18 protein-coding genes are annotated in these 19,329 nt (G+C 55.7%); 11 read left to right on the top strand and 7 right to left on the bottom strand.

The annotated features are described in order from the left end of the window. Window positions 1–82 precede the first annotated feature (82 nt). The 4 genes from BN8_RS08520 to BN8_RS08505 all read left to right on the top strand — a co-directional run bounded on the left by BN8_RS08520 (window position 83) and on the right by BN8_RS08505 (window position 2,603). Window positions 83–802, top strand: a complete 720-nt coding sequence (locus tag BN8_RS08520) for a LytR/AlgR family response regulator transcription factor (protein ID WP_009281433.1) — start codon at window positions 83–85, stop codon at window positions 800–802. Continuing rightward, window positions 799–1,659 carry a helix-turn-helix domain-containing protein gene (locus BN8_RS08515; RefSeq protein WP_229367844.1) on the top strand — a complete coding sequence of 287 codons (861 nt, stop codon included), beginning with the start codon at window positions 799–801 and terminating at the stop codon, window positions 1,657–1,659. Before BN8_RS08520 ends, BN8_RS08515 begins: the two co-directional genes overlap by 4 nt. A gap of 190 nt (window positions 1,660–1,849) precedes the next feature. Then, window positions 1,850–2,233 carry a VOC family protein gene (locus tag BN8_RS08510; RefSeq protein ID WP_040005649.1) on the top strand — a complete coding sequence of 128 codons (384 nt, stop codon included), beginning with the start codon at window positions 1,850–1,852 and terminating at the stop codon, window positions 2,231–2,233. Window positions 2,234–2,288: 55 nt separating this feature from the next. Continuing rightward, a complete protein-coding gene (locus BN8_RS08505) occupies window positions 2,289–2,603 on the top strand; it encodes a hypothetical protein (protein ID WP_009281431.1) in 315 nt (104 codons plus the stop codon). Window positions 2,604–2,629: 26 nt separating this feature from the next. Here BN8_RS08505 and BN8_RS08500 read toward each other — a convergent pair whose 3' ends face one another. Both BN8_RS08500 and BN8_RS08495 read right to left on the bottom strand, forming a co-directional pair. Continuing rightward, window positions 2,630–3,565 (bottom strand): SDR family oxidoreductase, encoded by a 936-nt coding sequence (locus BN8_RS08500; protein ID WP_009281430.1) that lies wholly within the window; start codon window positions 3,563–3,565, stop codon window positions 2,630–2,632. A gap of 11 nt (window positions 3,566–3,576) precedes the next feature. Then, entirely contained in the window at window positions 3,577–4,662 is a 1,086-nt protein-coding gene (locus BN8_RS08495; protein WP_051041015.1) for a winged helix DNA-binding domain-containing protein, read from the bottom strand. A gap of 160 nt (window positions 4,663–4,822) precedes the next feature. Here BN8_RS08495 and BN8_RS08490 point away from each other — a divergent pair, with 160 nt between their 5' ends. After that, a complete protein-coding gene (locus tag BN8_RS08490; protein ID WP_229368046.1) occupies window positions 4,823–5,212 on the top strand; it encodes a GNAT family N-acetyltransferase in 390 nt (129 codons plus the stop codon). Between the two features lie 6 nt (window positions 5,213–5,218). On the opposite strand, the gene BN8_RS33565 is transcribed toward BN8_RS08490, so the two are convergent. The 4 genes from BN8_RS33565 to BN8_RS08470 are packed head-to-tail and all read right to left on the bottom strand — an operon-like array spanning window position 5,219 to window position 11,356. Continuing rightward, window positions 5,219–6,325, bottom strand: coding sequence for an efflux RND transporter periplasmic adaptor subunit (locus tag BN8_RS33565; RefSeq protein ID WP_040005898.1), 1,107 nt, complete (start codon window positions 6,323–6,325; stop codon window positions 5,219–5,221). A gap of 34 nt (window positions 6,326–6,359) precedes the next feature. Further along, a complete protein-coding gene (locus BN8_RS08480) occupies window positions 6,360–9,542 on the bottom strand; it encodes an efflux RND transporter permease subunit (RefSeq protein WP_009281425.1) in 3,183 nt (1,060 codons plus the stop codon). A gap of 27 nt (window positions 9,543–9,569) precedes the next feature. Further along, a complete protein-coding gene (locus BN8_RS08475) occupies window positions 9,570–10,943 on the bottom strand; it encodes a TolC family protein (RefSeq protein WP_009281424.1) in 1,374 nt (457 codons plus the stop codon). Then, window positions 10,940–11,356, bottom strand: a complete 417-nt coding sequence (locus BN8_RS08470; RefSeq protein WP_040005648.1) for a response regulator — start codon at window positions 11,354–11,356, stop codon at window positions 10,940–10,942. The genes BN8_RS08475 and BN8_RS08470 overlap by 4 nt, the downstream gene beginning before the upstream one ends. 153 nt (window positions 11,357–11,509) lie before the next feature. On the opposite strand from BN8_RS08470, the gene BN8_RS08465 reads away from it, so the two are divergent. Together BN8_RS08465 and BN8_RS08460 are read left to right on the top strand one after the other, a co-directional pair. Further along, complete coding sequence (locus BN8_RS08465; protein ID WP_009281422.1) at window positions 11,510–12,187, top strand: response regulator transcription factor; 678 nt, start codon at window positions 11,510–11,512, stop codon at window positions 12,185–12,187. Further along, entirely contained in the window at window positions 12,184–13,551 is a 1,368-nt protein-coding gene (locus BN8_RS08460) for a sensor histidine kinase (RefSeq protein WP_009281421.1), read from the top strand. The genes BN8_RS08465 and BN8_RS08460 overlap by 4 nt, the downstream gene beginning before the upstream one ends. Before the next feature lie 43 nt (window positions 13,552–13,594). On the opposite strand, the gene BN8_RS08455 is transcribed toward BN8_RS08460, so the two are convergent. Further along, a complete protein-coding gene (locus BN8_RS08455; RefSeq protein WP_009281420.1) occupies window positions 13,595–14,041 on the bottom strand; it encodes an RrF2 family transcriptional regulator in 447 nt (148 codons plus the stop codon). A gap of 226 nt (window positions 14,042–14,267) precedes the next feature. Here BN8_RS08455 and BN8_RS33890 point away from each other — a divergent pair, with 226 nt between their 5' ends. From BN8_RS33890 to BN8_RS08435, 4 genes are all read left to right on the top strand, one after another. Continuing rightward, window positions 14,268–14,543, top strand: a complete 276-nt coding sequence (locus BN8_RS33890; protein WP_144051627.1) for an ACT domain-containing protein — start codon at window positions 14,268–14,270, stop codon at window positions 14,541–14,543. Between the two features lie 5 nt (window positions 14,544–14,548). Beyond that, a complete protein-coding gene (locus BN8_RS08445; protein ID WP_009281418.1) occupies window positions 14,549–15,484 on the top strand; it encodes a DUF1684 domain-containing protein in 936 nt (311 codons plus the stop codon). Window positions 15,485–15,717: 233 nt separating this feature from the next. After that, window positions 15,718–16,164 carry a DUF4395 domain-containing protein gene (locus tag BN8_RS08440; RefSeq protein WP_009281417.1) on the top strand — a complete coding sequence of 149 codons (447 nt, stop codon included), beginning with the start codon at window positions 15,718–15,720 and terminating at the stop codon, window positions 16,162–16,164. A 137-nt stretch (window positions 16,165–16,301) separates the two neighbouring features. Further along, window positions 16,302–19,316 carry a SusC/RagA family TonB-linked outer membrane protein gene (locus BN8_RS08435; RefSeq protein ID WP_009281416.1) on the top strand — a complete coding sequence of 1,005 codons (3,015 nt, stop codon included), beginning with the start codon at window positions 16,302–16,304 and terminating at the stop codon, window positions 19,314–19,316. Window positions 19,317–19,329: the final 13 nt, after the last annotated feature.

The following is a 19,329-nucleotide window of genomic DNA, read 5'->3' as shown; positions in this document are numbered from 1 at the left end:
TCTTTTATGTTGCTCCCAACGATACAGGACCCGGGTCGGCAAGCTACGGCCGTATACTAACCATCTTTAACGCATTACCCTCATGATTGAGCCCCTCCGCTGCCTGATCGTAGATGACGAAATAGCCGCCCACTACGTGCTGGAAAACTACATCGGCCGTATGGACCGGCTCGTACTGGCCGGGCAGTGTTACAACGCCCTGGACGCGCTTAACTTCCTGCATCGCCAGCCGATCGACCTGCTGTTTCTGGACATCAACATGCCGGAGCTGACCGGCCTGGAACTGCTGAGTAGTTTAAGCTACGCCCCCCGCACGATCCTGACGACGGCCTATACCGAATTTGCGTTGCAGGGGTATGACTTCGGCGTCACCGATTATCTGGTCAAGCCGATTCCTTTCCCGCGCTTCCTCAAAGCAGTCGACCGCGTACTGGCTCAGCAACCGGCCCTGGTTGGATCACCGACCGTATCGGCCCCCGCGTCGGTTATTCCAACCGACTCCATCATGGTCAAAGTCGATGCCGACTGGATTCGGGTGAAACTGGACGAATTACTCTACGCCCAGAGCTGGGGCAATTATGTCAAGCTGTTTCTGCCCGGCCGGATGCTGCTGACGCCCCTGACCACCACGGAGCTGGAAAGCCGACTCCCGACGGATCAGTTCATCCGCATTCATAAATCCTACATCGTAGCGCTTAACAAGATCGAGCGGTTGAGCGGAAATACCCTGCACATCGGCGATACAGACCTGCCGGTTGGCATCACGTTCCGGCGGGAACTAACCGACCGGCTGCATAAATGAGTGCGACCGCTATGGCCTTACTATCAACACCAGCCTTCAAGGCTATTCACCAGCTCTTTAAGCCAGTCCAGCCGACCGTAAGTGGTGAGGCAGGGGTGGTACGCTACGTTGAACGGCCACCCACTCCTACCCTGGCCCCGTTAATTCACTGCTACTGGCAGTTGGCTACCCAGCAGCCGCTGAGCCAGCCCTTCGTGTACCGGGTAGTCGCCGACGGCTGCATCGACCTTTTTTTCGATCTACTGGCGCCCGACGACCTCTTCGTCATGGGGCTGTCAACTACCTACACCGAGTTTCCCCTGACCGGGGTCTTCAACTATGCCGGTGTACGCTTCCTGCCTACGGCGCTCCCGCTACTGTACCGGGTCGATGCTTCCGAACTGACCAATCGGATCGAAGCATTTCGGGATGTAGTGCCGACGGCAGCCGGTGCGTTGACCGAGCTGATCGCCGGCCACACCACGCTGGAAACCCTCAAGCCGTTGCTGGATGGCTACTTTACGCGGCAGTTTACGACGACCAACGTTACGCCCGACCATCGACTTATTCAGGCCATTGCCGCGATCCTGACGAGTGGCGGTACGCTGAACGTACTGAGCGAACTGGATGCAGCCATCAGTCACCGGCAGTTAAGTCGCCTGTTTCAGCGTTATGTAGGTGATACGCCCAAGGTATTCAGCCGGATTGTGCGTTTTCAGCAACTCCTGAACGCCAGGCCCTCGATCCAGACGCTGCAGGAGGACAAGGTGTTCTACGACCTGGGCTATTATGATCAGGCCCATTTCATCAAGGAGTTCAAAACACTCTACGGCCAAACGCCCCGCAACGCTGCGAAAGACGTATCAGGGCCTTTGTAAGTCTTTCCTTACGGCACACGAATGTCCAGTTTTTACAATACCGGCTCAGTGGCGGGGGATACTTTTGCGGCATCGGTTCACGAATTACTTCGTCTCAACCATGAAAAAGCCCCTTGTCTTATTATTTCTATCACTGATGGTGCCGGACGTTTCGGCCCAGGTAAGAGCCTCCCCTAAACAATCAACAACGATGAAACTGAACGCTGGCATTATCACCCCCAAACTGAAAGAAACCAAAGCCTTTTACACCAACGTATTGGGTTTTGGCACGACCTTCGAGAATGACTTTTATCTGCTGATGCACACGCCGGATCGGCAGGCTGAGCTGAGTTTTCTACTGCCCAATCACCCCAGCCAGCAGCCGCTGTTTCATAAGCCGTTTGCCGGTCAGGGTATGTACCTGACCATTGAAGTAGACGACGTCGATACATTATTTCAGGCGCTGAAACAGAAAGGCGTTCCCATCAAGATTGACCTACGTACCGAACCCTGGGGCGACCGTCATTTCGCCATCGAAGACCCCAACGGCATCGGTATTGATCTGGTTACCTACTCCCCTCCGCAGCAGAAGTAGTGTATTTTTGCCGTAGCCCGGAATATAGTCCAGGCTACGGTAAAACTTCGAGCTCATGAAGCGATTCTATTGGGTAGGCTACTGTGAGGAAGATCGGCTTAAGGCAACTCCTCAGATTGCCCGCGTCATTAATAAACACGGAGCTTTGATCAACACCAACTTCTTTTCGGACTTAGCAACCAGTTTTGTGATTGAAGTTCCGGCCGATCAAATTCAGGCGTTGTATGCAGGTTTACAGGAATATATGCAATTAGAAAACATTGGCCCGCTGCCGGCAAGCGGGCCCTACGAATGCACGGTGCTCCTGAACCTTAGCTTTGCGAAAGGTAGTGGAAACTTAAAAGTGGAAGTCCCCTCCGTCCCTGGTTAGACTGAGGCAATGCCGTCAAACATACCTCATCGATACCCGGTTGCATCGGCGGGTTTGCCCACATCCTGGACTTCGACCAGGTACCGCCAGGCGTCGGGTCGAGAACCGTCCAGGTCTGTAAACCCGTACACGTTGGCCAACTCCCCGCTGGAGGTCGAGCGACCGTTCCAGCGATGTACATCCGGGTCGCTGGCCAGGGCCACCACAGCACGACCTACAAACCGCGGGGTTTCGGATATGACAAAATGGGGCACCTCAACCAGCGCATCCCGCCAGTTGGCTTCCTCCACGCCAAAGGTGGCCAGCATCATCTCGGACCGTAACCAGCCGGGCGTCAGCGATACGGCCGTTGCGCCTACCGCCTTCAGTTCCTGTGCCAATGCCCAGGCCATGCGCACCACCGAGGTTTTGGCTAAATCGTAAAAAACCGAAAGCCGATAGTTCCGCTGATTGTAATCGGCAGTACCATCGGTCATTTCAACCAGCAAGCCGCCTTTATTTTTGATCAGTAAGGGTAGCGCATAATGACTCGTGATGAGGTGCGTATCGACGGCGGTTCGCAGCATTTTCAGGCCAGTCTCCAGCGTGTGCTCCCAGATCGGCTTGTTCCATTCGATCAGGTTCTCACCGCCCCAGACATCATTGACCAGTATATCCAGTCGGCCCTGTTCGGTTTCAATTCGCTCGACCAGCTGCCTCACCTGCTCCGGCACCAGATGGTCTACCTGAACATAAATACCCTGTCCACCGGCTTTGGTAACGAGTTCAGCCGTTTCTTCAATCGTTTCGGGTCGGTCGTATTCCGAGCGTTGCGCCCGCGTTGTGCGGCCTGTTACGTAGACGGTGGCACCGGCGGCACCCAGTTCAATCGCTATTCCCCGACCGGCCCCACGCGTTGCCCCGGCAACCAGCGCGATCTTACCCGCCAGGGGTTTACTTACTGTCGTTTCGTTTAGGGTCATAGTTGCGTCCGCTAGCCTGTGACAGGCTCATCAACTGGCAGTTCATAAAAAGCCAGATACCGTTCAACGGTCTCTGCAATCTGAGTTTCCTCACAGTCGGTTAAAGCACGTAACGGCTGCCGTTCTACCCGGCATCTGGCCTTTTCTTTAACCAGCTTCCACGTACCCACAATCTGCCCGGTAAGCACGATGGTTTTGTAGAACAGGATAGTTCCCTGCCCACTCAGTTCTCCTGCGTATGTCGGCTCCAGCAGCCTGGTCCTGTCTGCATACCCAACCACATATTCGTCAAAATTGGGCAACAGCAGCGCCCTGGTCGGCAACCGGTCGGGTATAGACGCCGGTACGAACCAGTAGGTGCTGCCCTGGATAGTCTCGCTCGCCAGTTCAGATTTTATCGACTCGATGCTTAATCGGGCATCGGTCAGGGTAAGCCCCGACCACCAACTGAAATCGTGTACCGTAGCGGGTCCGTGACTGGCAAAATAACGGGTTGCCAGTTTGGCCAGAGCTTCTTCGCGCGGGAGTTGATGGGCCTCGGGTACCCGCTCATCCAGCAGCGCAAACGTCTGGTGTTTGCCCTGCATGGCTCCGCTACAAATGATGCCCTCCAATTCGGCGCGGGTCAGTATGTGCGCCAGCGCATTGGCTTCCAGACGAATACCAGCCTGTTTGAGCACCCCGGCCAGTTCCATTCGGGTCAGGTACCGACCGGCTTTACCCAGCGTCTGCTCAATCAGGGTATTTGTCCGGGAAAACACAGCTTCATCCAGGCCAAGCTTCCGGTCGTTGGTTCGCATAAACGCTTTGATGCGCGGAGCCGTCAGGGTAAGCATCCACCGGATGTCGGCCGGTGCCACAAAGTGCCAGGTGGGCCGTAGTACGTGCGTCCGCAGGATCATTCCCTCGTTGAAAGCCTGCATGAACGCATCGTGCGTCAGTCCGTCTGTTCGCTGAGCCACCGACCATTTGGCGTCATGAAACTCCTGGGATTGCACCGCTCCCAGCCAGCTTACGATTTCCGGAACCGAATGTTGGGGCGGGTTAACCAGTTGCTGATTCGCTAACCGCTGGCGAAGGAGATGATCTGTAGCCATTACTTCTAGACGATGAATACCCATGATTGATTGGGTAAAGATAGGCCCGATCAGTGACAGCCCTATGTCAGCAGATACGTCTGCGCCTGTCAGGATCTTACCGGATTCACTACATTAGCCGTTCTGAATACAGTCGCGTTCCATGCTTACTATTTAACTCATTTCGCCCGAACAAACGTATCCACTGCGCCACGCGGTTCTCTGGCCCGACAAACCCCTGGATTACGTCAAGGTTGATAACGATGCCGAGGGCCATCACTACGGTGCCTTCCTGAATGACGAGCTGGTAGCGGTCATTTCGCTGTTTGTGACCGGCCCTGAAGCGCGTTTTCGCAAATTCGCGACGCAGCCCACCCTGCAATGCCAGGGCATCGGCACCCGGTTGCTCAACTACGTGATTGCCGAAGCAAAACGACTGGGAGCTACCACCCTCTGGTGCGACGCCCGGCTCGACGCGGCTGATTTTTACCGGCGTTTCGGTATGAAACCGGAAGGGGATTTATTCTACAAAGGGGTTATTCCATATAACCGGATGGCGATGGCGCTTTAACGCCGGCTACAACACCGCTACGCCTTCCCGGATATCCTCGCGGGCATTAACAATGATTTTGTCGTCGGGCCGCAGGTTACCGAATACCTCGGTCATATCGCCGGATTTTTGTCCCTGCTTCACCTCCACGTACTGAGCCCGGCCGTCCTGCACTTTGATGACGTATTGCCGTTCGGTGGACGTAATAACGGCTGTGTTGGGTACCGCCAGAGCGCCGGGTGTCCCCTCGGCCGACAGCATGATTTCAGCAAACATGCCGGGCCGCAACCGGCGGGACGTATTATCGACGTCAATTTCGACCGTTTCGGAGCGAAACTGCTGATTCATGCTGCCCGACCGGCGGCTAATCTTCCCTTTGAACTCCTTGCCCGGTATAGCGCTTACCGTGAAGGCGATCGTTTCGCCCTCCCGCATACCAACGCTGTAGGCTTCGGGAATATCGGCTACCAGGCGAAGGCGGTTCTGTTGTTGCAGCACCAGCATCGGCCGATCCATTTTGGCCCCCGACCCCACCAACGCACCCGGGTGTACGTTACGTTCGGTTATGAAGCCGTCGAACGGAGCCCGTACGGTCAGGTACGATTTAAGTCTGGCCAGCGCCCGGTAGTTGGCCTGCTCGCCCAGCACCGATGCGCTGTCGGCTTTCATGCGGGCATAGGCCGTTTCCAGGTCCAGTGCCGATACCGAACCCGGTATTTTGCTACTCGCTTTCAGTCGGCGGTAATGCTCGCGGCTGGCCACCAGCAAGGCTTCGGCTTTCAGCGTATTGGAGCGAGCCGCCACGAGTCGCTCTTCAACTTCCGGTGCGTCAAGCACCATCAGGACCTGGCCCTTACGGACCGCCGATCCCCGGTCAACCAGCACCTTATCGACAAATCCATCCGCTTTGGGATAAATGCTGACTTCCTGATACGGCCGGAATTCGCCCGGCAACTGGATCGTTTGCCCGACCCGTTGCTGCGATACCGTAGCGATGCGATAGCTCGGCTTGGTGGCCTGCTTACTGTTCCCGGTCTTCTTTCGGTTGGTATCCGCCTGCTCCGACGAGGAGCAACTGCTTAATGCGCCAACACTTAACGCAATGACGATATAACTGAAGGCGATAACTTTCATACGGTTATGAATAAATAGCGATTCGTCGGTCTGATTAATGTGCATACTCGGTTGACTCGACCGAGGAACGCGCTGGTTTTTCATCGCCGGGCATCAGCGATGGTTCGTTGAACTTCGTCCGTCGCTGCAACCAGACATAAACCTGCGGAACAATGTACAGAGCCGCCAGCGTAGACGCTATCAGGCCACCGATCACCGCCCGCCCCAGCGTAGCGACCTGCTCCCCGGCCTCGCCCGTTCCCAGCGCCATGGGAACCATCCCCGCAATCATGGCGAAGCTGGTCATCAGGACCGGCCGCAGACGTAGCCCCACGCTGTCAATGGCTGCCCGTCGAACGTCGCGGTACTCCCAGCGCAGCCGCTCCGCGTTCGTAACGATCAGGATGGCATTGGCCACCGAAATACCCGTCGACATAATGATACCCATGTACGATTGCAGGTTCAGCGTACTGCCCGTCAGCAGCAGCAGCGCGATGGACCCAACGATAACGGCCGGCACCGTCGACAGCACGACAAACGACAGCTTGAACGATTGGTAATTAGCGGCCAGGAGCAGGAAAATGACCAGAATGGCAATACCCAGCCCCTGTTGCAGGCTGTCGAGCGTTTCGGTCAGCAGCGACGACATCCCTTTTACCTCCGTGACGAGCCCCTTGGGGGTTTCTCCCAGCTTAGCAATGGCAGACTCAACAGCCTGCGTGGCCGTACCCAGATCCCGATGGTGAATGTTGGCCGAAACCGTCACGAACCGGCGCGGACCGGTCCGGGAATATTCACCAGGCAACGTATCAACCGAAAACGTAGCTACGTCTCCCAGCACGGGCCGCATCCGCCCCGCCACCAGCGGAATCTCCTGCAACTGCGTCAGGTTACGCATGGCGTACTGCGGAATCTGCACCTGCACCTGATACGTATAGGCCGCTTTCTGATCAAGCCATTGGTTCTTTTCGGTATACCGGCTCGACGACGTAGAGGCCGTGATAGAGCGGGCGGCCTGTTGCAAACTCAGGCCCATCATCGCCAGCTTCTGGCGGTCCAGTTTGATGTTGATTACCGGAAAATTCAGGGGCTGGATGATACGTACATCGCGCAGATAAGGTACCGTAGACAAGCTGTCGACCAGCCGGTGGGCGTAGGCCGCAATCTGCTTCATATCCCGGCCGGCTACCTGCACCTCAATGGGCGTATAGGCCCCCTGGCTCATGAGTTTCTCGGTCAGGTCGGCGGGTTCGAACGACAGCGTAATGTCCGGCATCTGCTCACGGACGGCCTCGCGGATGGACTCCTTCAGATCCTGCATGTTGGTATGGAAGTCCTTGTTCAAGGCCACCTTGATGACCGCGTCGTTGGTTCCGCTGGTGCTGACGTAGAGGTTCGACGTCGCGTAGTTGGTCGGTACAACACCCACGTAGGCTGACGATACCGCCAGATTCCCACCCGATACGTCGTCTACCAGCGTCAGCAGTTCACCAACGCGCTCTTCGGTGCGTTCGAGCCGGGTACCGTCGGGAGTTTTCATCCGGATCACCATCTGCCCGGAGTTGATCTGGGGCAGCATATCCTTACCAATCAGCATAAAACCACCCCCAGCCAGCGCCAGTACACCGACGAAATAGAAACCAATAATGAGTTTGTTGCGGGTTAACAGCCGACGGGTCTGCCCTACAAAGCCGTTGCGTACCCGGTCGAAAAACGCCGGTTTCGTCTCTTCATCAGCTTCGTTATGATCCGTTGCCTGGACATGGTCTTTCATGATCCAGTTAGACAGGACAGGCACCAGACTCTGCGCCAGAAAGTACGACACCGTCATGGCGAAACCGATGGACAGCGACAGCGGCAGGAACATGGCCCTGGGCACCCCCGTCATGATGAACGACGGTGCAAACACGGCCAGAATACACAGAAGAATCAGGAGCAGCGGCAGAGCCACTTCCTTACAGGCGTCGAAGATGGCCTGCTTCTTTTCTTTGCCCATCTCCAGGTGCTGGTGAATGTTCTCAATGGTCACCGTCGCCTGGTCAACCAGAATACCGATCGACAGCGCCAGCCCGGACAGGGTCATGATGTTGATGGTTTGCCCGGCCAGATTAAGCAGCAGCACAGCCACAATGACCGATATCGGGATCGTGATGATAACGATTAACGATGATCGCCAGTCGCCGAGGAACAACAGCACCATCAGACCTGTCAGGATGGCACCGAGGCCGCCCTCAAACAGCAGACTATGCACGGCGTTAATCACGAACACCGACTGATCGAATTCATAATCCACCTCAATATCGTCGGGCAGCAGGCTCTTCATTTCCGGCAGCTTCGCTTTCAGCCGCGTCACGACATCCCAGGTCGACGCATCGGCGGTTTTAACGACCGGGATATACGACGACCGGCTTCCGTTCACCAGGGCGTAGCCGGTCGTTACGTCCGAAGCGTCCTGAACCGTGGCTACGTCACTCAGAAAGATGGTACGATGGCCTTCCGTCACGACCGGAATGCGGCCAAAGTCAGCAACCTGATCTTCCAGCGAGTTGAGCGTAGTAATGTACGTCGTATTGTCTACCCGAATGTTGCCCGATGGGGTCATGGCGTTGTTAGCAGCCAGCGCTTCGACCACCTCGTCGGGCGAAACGTTCATGCTCCGGATTTTGCCGGGGTCCAGGTTGATGACGATGGTACGGGAGTTGGTACCGATTGGGGGCGGAGCCGTTAAGCCCGGTACGGTCGAGAACAACGGCCGGATGCGCGTCACCGCCAGTTCGTGAATCTCCTTCAGCTCGCGGGTTTTACTCGAAAAGACCAGATCGCCAATCGGCACCGACGACGCATCGTAGCGCACCACCTGCGGAGGCAGCGCCCCCGGCGGGAAAAACTTCATGGCGCGATTAACCTGAATAGCCACCTCGGCCGCTGCCTGAGCCATATCGGCGCCTTCGTAGAAGACCAGTTTGACCACCGTCAGCCCCTGCACGCTTTTGCTGGAAATTTCCTTGATGCCCCCGACGTACAGGAACTGGTCCTGCATCCGGGTAGCGAAAAACCCTTCCATCTGGGCGGGCGACATCCCGCCATACGGCTCAATGACGTAGATGGTCGGTGAGTTTAGTTTCGGGAAAATATCAATGGGTATCCGTAGCGCCGACAGCACCGAGAACACCACGATACCGGCCACCAGCACCAGCACCGAAATTGGGCGTTTTAAAGACGTTGATAAGAGTGACATAGCCAGGTCGGTTAACGTTGAGTCGGGTTATCGGCGGAACATCGAATAGAATTCCTCAAAATTGTTGGTCGCAAAGGCTTTCTGAAGCCGTAATTTCACCGCCCGACTTTGCGTTTCTACGTATTCTTTCTCGACGGAGGAAAGCAGTTGCAGCGCGTCGGTCAGGCTCAGAATGGTTTCCAGACCGTTGTTGTACAGCGCCAGACGCTGCTGATACGCGTCGTTGGCCGACCGGATGGCGTTCGGCAGTTCGCCCAGTTCCAGCCTCAGTATGATCAGCAGCGAGTCGGCGGTTGTCAGCGCATTCTGCAACTGCACGCGTTCAACGGCCAACTGATTGGTTGCTTCCTGTACCCGTAGCTGCTGTAGCTGCGTGCGGTGCAGGGCCCGGCGCAGGTCGGTCAGGTTCATGGTAGCAGCCACCCCAACCAGAAAATTTGATCGGCTATAGGCCAGCCCGGACCCCAGTGGACCAAATTCATTCTCGACCGTCAGACTCGACCCGCGCGCCCAGGCGGCCGTCAGCAGCGACACGCGCGGCCGGGCGGCTTTTCGAATCAGGTCAATCTCGGCCGTCTGCCGGTTGATGAAGCGCTCGCGGAAACGAAGCAGCGGATGATTCAGCCCGGGCACGTCGCCGGCTACGGGTGCCAGCAATGGCTCCGACCGAAACAGAGTATCCACGCTCAGTTCATTGGCCGACCGCCCGGTGAGCGTTGCCAGTTGAACGGCCGTTCTCCGGTAGTTTTCCAACGCCTTCCAGTAGGTCATTTTGGCTTTCGACCATTCCACGGCGGCCAGTGAGGAATCCAGCCCCGGTTTGATGCCATTGCGGACCAGGTTCGTAATGATCCGGCGCACCGTATCGACCCGGGCGAAGTTGCGCTGCTCAATGTCGAGGTAACGGGCCTGCCAGAGCATGTCCAGGTACGTATTGATCACGACCTGCCGCAGCGCAAACTGCTCGCGTTCCAGCCCGGCCTCGCTCACGGCGATGTCGGCAACGGCGAGTTTATCTTCAGCCTGAAAACGCCCGAAGTTATAGACCTCCCAATCCATCGATGCCAGAGCAATATTTCCGGTTGCCAGATCCGGGCGATTTTCAGCCCGTCGCGCCCCCGACGTCGGTACGATCAGCCCCATTGAAAAGTACGAGCCGGACATACCGTTGGCCGTCCCGATCGTAACCTGATCGTGAAGCCGCACGTTGGGCAGCCGATTGTCGCGCACGACGCGGGCATTGGCCCGGATTGCTTCCAGGGCAGCCCGTTGTGCGGCCAGCGTGGGGTATTGCGCAAACGTAGCATTGACGGCACCTTCCAGCGTCAACGCCTGTGCGACTACGGCGGGTTGCCAACAGGCAATCAGCAAAACGCTGAGCAACCAATATCTTTTTTTCATGGTTGAGTAAACTGGTTCATTCCAAAGCGGATAGCGGGTTGTATAAGCTGGGTCAGCTCGGTCAGGGTTGCGGGTTTAATCAGATACGCATTCGCCCCCAGTCGGTACGCCCGCCGGATATCCTGTTCAGCCTCTGAAACGGATAGTATGAACACCGGCAGCTCAGCCAGCGAATCTGTTTGCCTGATCTGTTCCAGTGTCCAGAAACCATCAAGCCGGGGCATGACCAGATCCAGAAATACGACGCCCTGATCCTGTCCGGCTACCTGTAGATGTACGACTAAGTCGTTACCATTTTCAAACCGCGTTACCTGACAACCGGGGTACGTTCGATCCACTGCTTTCGCAAAGAAGTAGGCATCTTCTTCGTCATCATCCGCCAGAAACACGTTCAGATATGCGTATGGAGCCATTCGGTTACGATCAGAGGGCATCATCAAAATAACTACGGAGGTCATTAGAGCCCTCTGAGAGAGTTATTAGAATCTGGTTAGAGCCAATTGATCCGGTATACGTTTGCGGCTTTGTTGGTACTTTTATCGTGACAAACAGTTGGTTTGCGACGCATGCATGTGTTAATCATTGAAGATGATGTTGAACTGGCCCAGTTCATTCAGAAAGGACTGCAATCCGAAGGCATCAGTGTATCGGTGGCCTTCGATGGGGTGATCGGCCGGAGTATGGTCAACGAACGCCAGTACGATGTGGTCGTGCTGGATGTGAATCTGCCGGGCATGAACGGCTACGACCTGTGCCGGTACATCAAACAGAACTGGCCGGCCATCCCCGTTATTCTCCTGACCGCGCTGGGCAGCCTGGATAACAAAGTACTTGGCTTTGAGTCCGGCGCTGACGACTACCTGACCAAGCCGTTTGCTTTCAAAGAATTGCTGTTTCGGCTCAAGGCCCTGGCCCGTCGGCATCCGTCCCGTGCGCCATTGCCCAAACGCCTGGAGTTGCTCGATCTGGCGGTCGATACCGAGTCGCATCAGGTATGGCGTGGTAGTCAGCGTATCAACCTGACCGCCCGCGAATATGCGTTGCTGGAATATCTGATGGCTCATCAGGGCCGGGTGGTCAACCGGGTGGATCTGCTGGAAAACGTCTGGGATGTGCATTTCAATACGAACACGAATGTGGTCGATGTGTACATTAACTACCTGCGTCGGAAAATCGACAACACCGAGCCGAAACTGCTGCACACGGTGTTTGGCGTAGGCTATATGCTACGGGCCGAACCATGAGTATCAAGCAACGTATCACCATTGGGTTTGGGCTGCTGGTTGCTACGTTGCTGCTGCTGTTTTCGTTTTTTATTTACCAGACGTACGAGTCGTACCGGCGGTCGCTCATGCAGACCCGGCTGCAACGTCGGGCGCTCGCGGCCCAGGCGTTTTTTCTCAACCGGAATGAGTTTTTCCAGTCCAGCTACCTAACGCTGCCCGAACAGCACGAAGTCCTGTACGACGCCGAAAACCATCGAATCTATTCATCGTCCGGGCCCGACGACTACACACCTACCCCGGCCCAGTTAGACGAGGCTCATCAGCAGGAGGTCTATTTCACGTACACCAGCCCACAGTGGGAATCGCCCAAGGAAGGCGTTGCCCTGTCTTTTACGGTTCAGGGGAAACAATACGTAGCGGTGGTAACGGCCTACGACCTGAGTGGCCGTCAGACCAGCCGGAACCTGCTGTTCATTCTTGGCATCGGGAATGTGTTTTCCCTGGTGGTAATTGCGCTTGCGGGGTTTCTGTTTGCCCGGCGGGCCATGCGCCCCTTCGACCAGTTGATCAGCCAGATCAACTCGGCAACGGTCAATGATTTTTCGTTTCGGCTGACCCATGCTTCCACCCGCGATGAGGCCAGCTACCTGGCCGGCTCATTCAATGATCTACTGAGCCAATTGCAGAAGCTCGCCCAGAGCCAGGAGAATTTTGTTGCGTACGCATCGCACGAGATCCGCACCCCGCTGACCGTCGTGAAGGGTATGCTGGAAACGTCGCTGGCCTATGATCCTACGCTCCCGGCCGCCCAGCAAAGCATGGAAAAAGCCTTACATCGGCTGGAAGAAGCCATCGAACTGGCCAACGCTTTACTGCGACTAGCGGAGGTGGAGGGGCTCAAGCCCTCGCGGCTGCTGGATGACCTCAACGTAGTGGATACCATACTCGACACAGTGACGTATTTCGGGGAGAAATACCCTCAACAGCAGATCGACCTACAACTCACCGATGAATTCACAGAGCATAGTTCGAGCCTTCGCGTAGTGGGCAATGCCAATCTGCTACGTACGGCATTAATCAACATCATCGATAACGCCTGCAAATATTCTGATTTTCAACCAGTCGATGTCCAGGTGCAGTACGAGCCGTCGTGGGTTATTATCAGCGTGAGTGACCGTGGCATCGGCATCCCGACAGCCCAGCTAACCGATGTCTTCGTGCCGATGATGCGGGCCGGCAACGTCGGTACCATTCACGGTTTTGGTCTCGGCCTGACGCTGGCTAAAAAAATTGTGGACATTCATCAGGGCACGCTTCAGCTTAGCTCCGAACCGGGGAACGGTACGTCCGTTCGACTAAGCTTACCGGCGCTTCCGCTGTAAACAGGTCGTTCGCTAACTGCGTGCTTTCCCTACAGAACAGCATTCATAAGACGCGTTCAGCTTCCCTCCTGTCCTGATACGACGTTCTGATAGAGGCCAATGTAGTCGTTTCATAAATGGCCAGGTTCGCATCCCGAACGCGTTCCATGATGGGTCGGATATGGCAGGTTTCTTCATCGGCGCAGTCGTCGCAGCGGACGTAGAAGTTTTTAGACACACAGGGCGTTGGCGCAATTGGCCCATCGATGATCCGAAGAATCTGGGCCAGCGTAATCTTATCCGGCTCAATCCGCAACTGATAACCCCCATCTTTTCCTTTCCGGCTTTGCAGCAAGCCATGATTGCGCAGATCGAATAAAATTGACTCCAAAAACCGCTTGGGTATCCCTCCCTGCCCGGCGAGCTGATGTGTCATAACGGGCCCCCGACCGTACTGCTCCGCTAAGTGGATCATGGCTTTAAGCGCGTATTTTGCTTTTTTCGAAATCATATCGTTATCTGCTTCTGGTTGAGCTACCGCAATTAATTATCTGGTTTTGAGCAACTGTTAACCGCTTCCACTACGACTGGCGTTACCGATAATTTTTCTCTAAAATTTGGAAGCTACTGCAAATATGCACTTTATTTGCAAAACCTACTAAATCAATAGATTATAAGTACTAATAGTCTATCTAATAGCAGGATTATTGGGATTTATAGTAAATCTTGATTTAATCATGTACGACCGTAAGCAACCAGCCATACAGAACCAGCCCCGTTGGCAGACTGTCTTTCAGATCACCGGTTTTGACCGGTTGAACTTCGTAGGCGATGTCACGAACGCCATACCGCAGGACGAGCACTGTCGCATCCTGAATCTGTCGTTTGAGGCCGATGGCGTCCGGGCGTTCGGCCACCTGACCGTACAAGCCAACGACCAACATCATTTCTTATTGATTACAAATCGCTTACGATCCGTCAAAGGCTTAGTGAGTATCACACAGATCAATTAATAACCATGAACACGTTGCATCAGAAGTCCGAGCCACTAAACCGGTATGCCCTCGCTTTTTTCTGTTTTTGGGGACTGGCTCTGGTAGTCGTTGTGGGGTTCCGGGCCGAAAATCCGGCGTACCGCGAGCAACTGGAACGGTGGCATCAAAAACGAATTGAGTCGCTTAAAAACGAGAACGGCTGGCTTAACCTCGCGGGCCTGTTCTGGCTGCAACCCGGCGCAAACCCCGTCGGCAGCGATCCGAACAACCTGCTCATGTTTCCAACGGGAAAAGCCCCCGATCAACTCGGTACGTTCCGGCTTACCGGCGATACGGTCACGTTCACGGCTGCCCCGGGCGTTGTGGTACTGGATGCCGATAAGCAGCCGGTATTAGGAGAAAAACCGGTATTTATTCCCAACCAGAAAGCCAGCCCTGTACTATCGCATGGGTCGCTCCGATGGTTTATTATCAAGCGAGGAAGCCGGTATGCTGTTCGGCTGCGGGATCTCGAAAGTCCTTTTCTGAGCGAATTTAAGGGCATTGACCGGTTTCCGGTGGATGAAGCCTTCCAGGTAAAGGCGCGACTCGAACGTCCCAAACAACCCAGAACCATCCCGATTCTGGACGTAACAGGGCAAGTGTCGCAGCAACCCCTGGTTGGCACCCTGGTATTCGAACTGGGTGGCAAAACGCACCGGCTCGATGCCGTTGGCGAAGGCAGCGATAAACTGTTCATCCTGTTTGGCGACCAGACCAATCGGCATGAAACCTACGGGTCCGGCCGGTTCCTCTACGCCGACGTTCCCGGCCCCAACGGCACAACCACGCTGGATTTTAACCAGAGCATCAACCCGCCCTGCGCCTTCACGCCCTACGCAACCTGTCCGCTACCACCGAAACAAAACCAGTTGGCCCTGGCCGTCCGGGCAGGCGAAAAACGCTACGGCGATCATTGATTGGATGGTGGACGTTGGATACTGGTGTAAAACCGGTCAGACCGGGCCGCGTTCAGTCGAGTCGCGGTACTGATTCACCCGTAGGTCTGACGGTACGTCTGACCGAGTCACGTCTGACCGAGTCACGCCAGACCGAGTCACGCCGGGCCGACCGGTTGCTTCATCTAACATCCAGTGTCCACCATCCAAAAATCATATACCAATAACTAGATACTAACCAACAACTCCGCTTTATGAATAAAAACCTGATTTGCCCAACTGATCACGAACAACTGAACGAGTCCAACGTTCGGGTGGTGGCGTTTCTGGTCTTACTGACCAGTCTGGCTTACCTCCTGACCGGCTGGTTCGTATTACCGCTACTTCTGACGGTTGATTTTGCGCTCAGGGGGTTCAACCGCCCCCGGTATAGTCCTTTTGGACGTCTGGCCGATGGCCTGGTGCGTATCCTGCACCTACCTTCCCGGGCAACCAATGCCGCGCCCAAACGGTTTGCGGCAGGCATTGGCCTTGGTTTCGCCATCGGCATTTCGACGCTCCAGTTGCTGGGCTACACGACGGTGATACCGACGCTGATCCTGGCCGTATTTGCCGCCCTTGAATCCCTGGCCGGATTCTGCGCCGGCTGCTACGTGTACACATTCTACGTCCGGCTCAGCTCCAGGCTGGCTATTCGGTGAAAATTTTAAACTGGCGGCAACCAGTTTAAAAACAAAAAGACGGGACGGCGGCAACCGTCCCGTTTAACCGCCGAAGCGGCTGGCTACAAAAAAATGCTCTGGCAAGCTTATTTTTTTAACGTAACCAATACAAAGTAATGCAAAATCTTCTATCTGTGTGGATAGTTTGGCTATTCACCGGAGGCTGGCTGCTGGCACAGTCAGTTCCAACCCGTTTATCGGGGTTTATTCGCGCTGAAAATGGGGAAGCCCTACCCGGTGCCAACGTTGTTGTAAAAGGTCAGAACAAAGGCACCTCGTCGGACGCCAACGGTCGGTTTTCGCTCGACGCCCGTCCAGGGCAAACACTGGTCATTTCGGCCATCGGATATCAGACGACCGAACTTACCGTTGATAACAGAACAGACGTAACGATTGCCCTGCGGGAGTCTTCATCGCAACTCAACGAGGTTGTGGTGGTAGGCTACGGCACACAGGACCGCAAAAATCTGGTTGGAGCCGTTACGCAGGTCAACGCCGACCAGATCAAAAACCGGCCAGTGGCCAGCTTTGAGCAGCAGCTCCAGGGACAGGTGGCCGGCGTGCAGGTGTCGGCTAATACGGGCGTTCCCGGTGATGGTATCTACTTCCGTATTCGTGGTAATACGTCCATCAACGCCAGCAACGACCCACTGTACGTCGTCGATGGAGTTTTCATCAACAATCAATCCTTACAGAAAATCACGACGCAGGGGCAGGCCAACAACCCGTTAGCCGATATTAACCCCGCCGATATTGAGTCCATCTCGATTCTGAAAGATGCCGAAGCAACGGCCATCTACGGGGCGCGGGCGGCCAACGGCGTAGTAGTGATCACAACCAAGCGAGGAGCCTACAACTCGAAAACGAAGGTGTCGCTGAACGCCAGCGCCGGTCAGGCGTGGGCACCCAAACTGTGGGACTTGGTCACCGGCCCTGAACACGCAACCATCATCAACGAAGCCTGGATAAACGACGGCAAGCCCTTCGAAACCCGTCCCTTTCGCCCGAAAGATCAGTTAGTGAATGGCGTAGCGGGGCGCGGTCTACCCGAAGAACAACCCACCTACGACCGGCTGGGCGATATTTTCCGGACGGGCGCTTTGCAGAACTACGATCTGGCGGTGTCGGGCGGAAATCAGCAGACGCGGTTTTACCTCGGTGGCGGCTACACAAGCCAGCAGGCGACCCTCCGCACCAACGATTTCCAGCGGGCGAGCTTCAAGCTCAACCTGGACCATGAGCTGACGAACAAGATTCGCATCGGGACCAGCAACATCTTTTCGCAGTCGAACCGCACGAACGCGCGGGTCGGCGACGGTCCTCAGGGTGGGATTCTGCAGGCGGCTCTGCACACACCAACGTACCTGCCCAAGTTTAATGCCGACGGTACCTACGCCAAATGGGCGGGCTTCGACAACCTGGACGTACTGATCAACAACACCGATATGCAGTCGATCAGCACCCGCTACATCGGCAACCTGTACGGCGAAATCGATATCATCGACGGCCTGAAATTCCGCAGTAGCTGGAGTTTGGATTATAACATTTATGACGAATACGAATACTGGAACACCCTGACCAACCGGGGCAGCGCTAGCCGCGGCCTGGCTACGTCGAGCATCAGCAAGAATACCGTCTGGATTAACGAGCAGACCCTGACGTACCGGCGCGTTTTCGGTGGCCAACATTCGGTTGGAGCCTTGTTGGGAAATTCAGTGCAAGGCAACCTCTCGACGCAGACACAGGCTCAGGGAACCAACTTCCCGTCCGACGCTTTCAAGCAGATTTCATCCGCTTCGGTTACGACGTCCACATCAAGCCGGACCCGCAACAACCTGGCTTCGTTCTTCGGGCGGGTAGATTACAACTTTGCCAAGAAGTACTTCATCGAAGCCAGTCTGCGGGCCGATGCGTCGTCGCGGTTCGGTACGAACAACAAGTGGGGTTATTTCCCGTCGGCGGGCCTGGCGTGGCAGGTGAAGCAGGAGAACTTTTTGCAGAATGCGACCTTCCTGAGCGACCTGAAACTGCGGGCCAGCATCGGCTGGACGGGTAACCAGAACGGCATCAACGATTTTGCCTCCCGTGGCCTGTGGGGTGGCGGCTACAACTACCAGGACAATCCCGGTACGTTCCCGGTGCAGTTGGCTAACCCGGATCTGAAGTGGGAAACGACCCGCCAGGTAAACGTCGGCCTGAACGTAGGGCTGTTCAACAACCGGATCGGTCTGGAAGTCAACGCCTACTCGAAATACACGTATGATCTGCTGTTGCAGGTGCCGCTGGCGCAGAGTTCGGGCTTTGCGTCGATTTATCGAAACGACGGTGAAATCAGCAACCGGGGGCTTGAATTCAGCCTGAACACGGTCAATCTTGAAAGTCGCGGTCTGACCTGGAACACGACCTTCAACATTGCGGCTAACGTCAACCGGATTGAAAAACTGTCGCTCCCGGTCGATGCCAACTACGCCACACAGCGGTTACTGGAAGGCTATCCGTACCATGCCTTCTTCGTATACAAACAACTGAACGTCAGCCCTGAAAACGGCGACGCCGTGTACGATGATTACAACAAGGACGGCATCCTGACGGCCGCCGACCGGCAGTACGTCGGCACGGCCCTACCCAAGTTCGTCGGTGGCCTGAACAACACGCTGTCCTACAAAGGGTTCGACGTATCGCTGTTTTTCAATTTCAGCTACGGCAATAAGGTTAACAACAACAACCGTTTCTTCCATGAATCGGGCGGCACGCGCGACGACCGCCGGGCGATCAACAAAAACCAGTTGAACCGCTGGCAGAAACCGGGCGACATTACGGACGTACCGCGCGTCACGACGCAGGGAAACAACTACAACCTCAACCCCAGCAGCCGATTCATCGAGGATGGCTCGTTTGTTCGGCTGAACAGTCTTGTTATCGGCTACACGATTCCGAAGACCCTGCTGCGGAAAGTCGGCATTTCATCGGCGCGGGTGTACTACAACGGCTCGAACCTATGGCTGCTGAGCAACTACCAGGGCCCTGACCCGGAAGTGAACGTAACGGCGAACCCCACCACGCAGGCGCACGACCTCGGCACGCCCCCGCTCCCCCGCACCGCTCAACTTGGTTTAAATCTGACGTTGTAAACAGCCATTCCGT

The organism is Fibrisoma limi BUZ 3 (genome assembly GCF_000296815.2).
Taxonomy (GTDB): Bacteria; Bacteroidota; Bacteroidia; order Cytophagales; family Spirosomataceae; genus Fibrisoma; species Fibrisoma limi.
The sequence above is the reverse complement of the archived record's forward strand: the minus strand, read 5'-3'. Positions and strand labels throughout refer to the sequence as shown.

What these genes read in the sequence shown, in the direction of transcription:
- BN8_RS08520 (WP_009281433.1), top strand. Translation starts at nt 83, where the DNA reads ATGATTGAGCCCCTCCGCTGCCTGATCGTAGATGACGAAATAGCCGCC.
- BN8_RS08515 (WP_229367844.1), top strand. Translation starts at nt 799, where the DNA reads ATGAGTGCGACCGCTATGGCCTTACTATCAACACCAGCCTTCAAGGCT.
- BN8_RS08510 (WP_040005649.1), top strand. Translation starts at nt 1,850, where the DNA reads ATGAAACTGAACGCTGGCATTATCACCCCCAAACTGAAAGAAACCAAA.
- BN8_RS08505 (WP_009281431.1), top strand. Translation starts at nt 2,289, where the DNA reads ATGAAGCGATTCTATTGGGTAGGCTACTGTGAGGAAGATCGGCTTAAG.
- BN8_RS08500 (WP_009281430.1), bottom strand. Translation starts at nt 3,565, where the DNA reads ATGACCCTAAACGAAACGACAGTAAGTAAACCCCTGGCGGGTAAGATC.
- BN8_RS08495 (WP_051041015.1), bottom strand. Translation starts at nt 4,662, where the DNA reads ATGGCTACAGATCATCTCCTTCGCCAGCGGTTAGCGAATCAGCAACTG.
- BN8_RS33565 (WP_040005898.1), bottom strand. Translation starts at nt 6,325, where the DNA reads ATGAAAGTTATCGCCTTCAGTTATATCGTCATTGCGTTAAGTGTTGGC.
- BN8_RS08480 (WP_009281425.1), bottom strand. Translation starts at nt 9,542, where the DNA reads ATGTCACTCTTATCAACGTCTTTAAAACGCCCAATTTCGGTGCTGGTG.
- BN8_RS08475 (WP_009281424.1), bottom strand. Translation starts at nt 10,943, where the DNA reads ATGAAAAAAAGATATTGGTTGCTCAGCGTTTTGCTGATTGCCTGTTGG.
- BN8_RS08470 (WP_040005648.1), bottom strand. Translation starts at nt 11,356, where the DNA reads ATGGCTCCATACGCATATCTGAACGTGTTTCTGGCGGATGATGACGAA.
- BN8_RS08465 (WP_009281422.1), top strand. Translation starts at nt 11,510, where the DNA reads ATGCATGTGTTAATCATTGAAGATGATGTTGAACTGGCCCAGTTCATT.
- BN8_RS08460 (WP_009281421.1), top strand. Translation starts at nt 12,184, where the DNA reads ATGAGTATCAAGCAACGTATCACCATTGGGTTTGGGCTGCTGGTTGCT.
- BN8_RS08455 (WP_009281420.1), bottom strand. Translation starts at nt 14,041, where the DNA reads ATGATTTCGAAAAAAGCAAAATACGCGCTTAAAGCCATGATCCACTTA.
- BN8_RS33890 (WP_144051627.1), top strand. Translation starts at nt 14,268, where the DNA reads ATGTACGACCGTAAGCAACCAGCCATACAGAACCAGCCCCGTTGGCAG.
- BN8_RS08445 (WP_009281418.1), top strand. Translation starts at nt 14,549, where the DNA reads ATGAACACGTTGCATCAGAAGTCCGAGCCACTAAACCGGTATGCCCTC.
- BN8_RS08440 (WP_009281417.1), top strand. Translation starts at nt 15,718, where the DNA reads ATGAATAAAAACCTGATTTGCCCAACTGATCACGAACAACTGAACGAG.
- BN8_RS08435 (WP_009281416.1), top strand. Translation starts at nt 16,302, where the DNA reads ATGCAAAATCTTCTATCTGTGTGGATAGTTTGGCTATTCACCGGAGGC.